The following is a 3,848-nucleotide window of genomic DNA, read 5'->3' on the forward strand; positions in this document are numbered from 1 at the left end:
TTCGATCACACGGCACTGGACGAAGGACGCACCTGGCTCGAAGCCGAATGAAATGAACGAACGAAGGGAAAGGACAAACCATGGCACGCAGCAAGACCAGCCGACAACAGACCTTTTCCATCACCGCTCCAAAAGCGCTGAGCGTCCAGTTGGTCGGCGATTTCACCCGCTGGCAGGAGGAGGCCATCGAGATGGAGAGACAGAAAGGCGGAGTGTGGCAGACCAGCGTGACGCTTGCTCCTGGCACGTATCACTACCGGTTCATCGTGGATGGCGAATGGCGTGGCGACCCCGCCTGCGCCTTGTGCCGGGCAAATCCGTTCGGAGGTGACGACGCGGTAAGACAAGTGGCCTGACCGGCACGAATCGGCAGAATCGCAAGACCGATGAAAAACCCATTCGACAATTCTCCCACACGTCCTGACCACGCCCGCAAGTTCTGGATTGCAATGATACTTGGCTTGTTGCTGTTGTTCACGACTTGCTGCAACAAACGCACCGAGCACGATGGGAATGCCGCCAAAGGCCGCGTGACCATCACCGTTTGGGCGCATCACGGAAAGCCCGAGGAGTGGAAAACAATTCAGTCGCAAGTCGAACGTTTCAATGCGAGCCAGACCAACGTGGCCGCGAAACTCGTCGAAATCGCCGAGGCGAATTACGACACGCAGGTGCAATCGGCTGCTGCCAGCCGCCAGTTGCCGGACGTGCTGGAGTTCGATGGGCCGATGCTCGCGAACTACGCGTGGAAAGGTTATCTCAAACCGCTCGAAGGTTTGCCTGCTGAAATTCAATCGGACTTGTTGCCGTCCATCGTGCAACAGGGGACGTATGGCGGGAAGTTCTATGCGGTGGGCACATTCGATTCCGGCCTGGGACTGTTCGCGAACCGTCGTTTGCTCGAACAAGTCAGCGCCCGCATCCCAACGAACGTCGCGAGTGCGTGGACGATTGACGAGTTCAACCAACTTCTCGCGCGGTTGGTCGAACAGGAGAAGCGTTCCGGCGGCGACGGCCAGGTGCTCGACTTGAAACGCGACTATCGCGGCGAGTGGTGGACTTACGGCTTCTACGCCAGCCTCGTCAGCGCGGGCGCGGACTTGATTGACCGCACGAAATACCAATCCGCCGCTGGAGTGTTGAACTCATCCCAAGCGGTGGAGGCACTCTCAAATCTGCGGCAGTGGTTCAAGGCCGGTTACGTTGACCCGAACACCGATGGCCGCGCGTTCGTGGACGGGCGAACCGCAGTTTCGTGGGTGGGTCACTGGGAATATCCGCGCTACCGGCAGGCGCTCAGCGAGCAACTGGTCTTGCTGCCGCTGCCGAACTTCGGCCAAGGTTCGCGCACGGGCATGGGTTCGTGGGCCTGGGGTGTGACCCGCGAATGTCGCAATCCGGAAGCCGCGCTGCGATTCATTGAATTCCTCATGCGACCGGAGGAGATCGAAGCCATCGTTGCGGCGAACGGCGCTGTGCCCGCCCGGCGTTCAGTGATCGAACGCTCCGAACTCTATCGCGCCGTTGGCCCGCTGCATCTCTACGCCGAGCAACTCAGTCAATCCGCCGTGCCCCGGCCGGTGACGCCCGCGTATCCCGTCATTACGTCCGCGTTTCAGGAAGTCATGGCGAAGGTGATCGAAGGCGGCGACGTGAAGAATGCACTGGACGGCGCGGCGAAAACGATTGACCAGGACATCAGCGACAATGGCGGCTACGCGATCAAATAAAGCCAGCGCGAGCCGTCACAGCGAAACGTTCGCCGCGTGGGGCATGGCGAGTCCGGCGCTTGCCGGGCTGCTTTTGTTTCTCCTCTTGCCGTTCGCCCTGGCTGTCGGGTTGAGCCTGACGAATTATCGGTTCAACTCGCCGCTGCCCACACGTTGGATCGGGTGGGAGAACTACGCGCGAATGTTCGCAGACGCCGGTTTTCAGCGCGCCGTGGTGAACAACCTTTATTTCGCTGCGGTAGTCGTGCCGCTGCAAACGGCGTTGGCGTTGGGACTGGCGCTGCTCGTGAATCGTCCGCTCAAGCGCATGGTGTTTTTCCGCACCGTGTTTTTTATGCCGGTGATTTATCCAATGGCGCTCGTTTCCGTGGTGTGGGCGCTCCTGCTCGCGCCCGGTCAGACGGGAATGATGAATCAATTCCTCCACGCGATTTCATTCGGCGCGTGGAATCCGGCCACGGATTTTCTGCGGCATCCGTTGCTGGCAATGCCGGCGATCATGCTCATGTCCATCTGGCAGGGCGTGGGCTATCAAATGGTCATTTTGCTCGCGGGCTTACAGGCGATTCCGCAGGAACTTTACGAAGCGGCGGCGATTGATCGCGCGGGGCGCTGGCATCAGTTCTGGCACGTTACGCTGCCGCAAATGCGCAACACCATTCTCTTCGTTGTCATGGTCACAACCATTCTCGCGTTCCGGTTGTTCGATCAAGTGTGGATTCTCACGCAGGGCGGCCCACAGGACGCCACGACCACGGTGATGTTTGAATCCTTCGTGGCCGCGCGCGAACGCAATCAGGTCGGGTTGGGCGCGGCGATGTCAGTGGTATTCTTCGCCATCGTGTGCCTCGTGGCACTGGCGCAGCACTTTTTTGTGCGTCAGGAAAGGCAGGTCAAATGAGCCGGCAACGGAAACACATTCGCTCGCCTTTCGCTTCGTGGGCTTCGGGCACGTTGCTCATCTTTGCGGTCGTTGGCTTTCTCGGGCCGCTGTGGTTCATGCTTGCCGGAAGTTTCCGGCCGAATGAAAAAGTCCTGGCCCTCGGATGGCAGGCGTTGCTGCCGGTTGATCCGACGCTGGAAAATTACCGCGCGGTATTTCATCAACTCGATTTCACGCACTTCCTCCTGAACTCGCTGCTCATCGTTGGTTCGGTCGTAGTCGCCGGGTTGCTCGTCAATTCGATGGCGGGCTATGCACTTGCGCGTTTGCGCTGGCGCGGACGCGAGGCCGTGCTCGCGGCGGTGATCGTGCTGCTGATCATCCCCTACGAGGCCATCGTCGTGCCGCTTTTTTTCGAGATGACCTTCGCCGGTTGGACGAACTCTTTCCGCGCGCAAATCGTGCCGTTCATCGCCAATCCATTTGCGATTTACTTGTTCTACACCTTCTTCAACGGTCTGCCGCGCGAATTGGAGGAAGCCGCGCGCGTGGACGGCGCAGGGCCGTGGCGGACGTTTTTCCTAATCATCGCGCCGCTGGCCAAACCCGCTTACGCCGCCGTGGCCATCCTCACCTTTCTGTTGCATTGGGGATTTTTCCTCTGGCCGTTGATGGTCACGCGCGGGCCGGAGTTCCAGCCGTTGCCAGTGGCGCTCGGCTACTTCTCATCGAACAAGCCCGTGCAATGGGGCGACATCATGGCGTTCGGCACGTTGATGGTCGTGCCGGTGCTCGTTGTGTTCCTCGCGTTTCAGAAATGGTTTGTGCGCGGTATCGCGATGACGGGAGTGAAAGGCTAGACCGAGACCCAAGCACACATGGCAACGATACAATTTCAGCAGGTCAGCAAGAGCTTCGGCGACAGCAACCATGCCGTGCGCGATTTCAACCTCACCATCAACGACGGCGAATTCATGGTGCTGGTTGGTCCGAGCGGTTGCGGCAAATCTACTCTCCTGCGAATGCTGGCCGGCCTCGAAGAAACCACCTCCGGCGAGATCCGCATCGGTGATCGCGTCGTCAACGACCTGCCACCGCAACAGCGTGACATTGCGATGGTGTTTCAAAACTATGCGCTCTACCCGCACAAAACCGTGTGCAAGAATCTGGAGTTTCCGTTGCAGATGGCGGGCTGGCCCAAAGACCGCATCCAAGCGCGGGTCACGGAAGTCGCG

5 protein-coding genes are annotated in these 3,848 nt (G+C 59.5%); all 5 read left to right on the top strand.

Going from position 1 to position 3,848, the window contains the following annotated elements:
• Positions 1 to 80: 80 nt before the first annotated feature.
• Positions 81 to 356, top strand: a complete 276-nt coding sequence (locus VN887_18425; protein ID HXT41991.1) for an isoamylase early set domain-containing protein — start codon at positions 81 to 83, stop codon at positions 354 to 356.
• A 30-nt stretch (positions 357 to 386) separates the two neighbouring features.
• The gene (locus VN887_18430) at positions 387 to 1,730 is read left to right on the top strand and encodes a sugar ABC transporter substrate-binding protein (protein HXT41992.1); all 1,344 of its coding nucleotides are present in this window, start codon (positions 387 to 389) and stop codon (positions 1,728 to 1,730) included.
• Positions 1,708 to 2,631: a sugar ABC transporter permease gene (locus tag VN887_18435; protein ID HXT41993.1), complete on the top strand. Its 924-nt coding sequence runs from the start codon at positions 1,708 to 1,710 to the stop codon at positions 2,629 to 2,631. The genes VN887_18430 and VN887_18435 overlap by 23 nt, the downstream gene beginning before the upstream one ends.
• Positions 2,628 to 3,473: a carbohydrate ABC transporter permease gene (locus VN887_18440; GenBank protein HXT41994.1), complete on the top strand. Its 846-nt coding sequence runs from the start codon at positions 2,628 to 2,630 to the stop codon at positions 3,471 to 3,473. The genes VN887_18435 and VN887_18440 overlap by 4 nt, the downstream gene beginning before the upstream one ends.
• A gap of 18 nt (positions 3,474 to 3,491) precedes the next feature.
• Positions 3,492 to 3,848: ABC transporter ATP-binding protein (locus tag VN887_18445; protein HXT41995.1), on the top strand; the 357-nt coding region annotated here is incomplete at its 3' end.

The organism is Candidatus Angelobacter sp. (assembly GCA_035607015.1).
Lineage (GTDB): Bacteria > Verrucomicrobiota > Verrucomicrobiia > Limisphaerales > AV2 > AV2.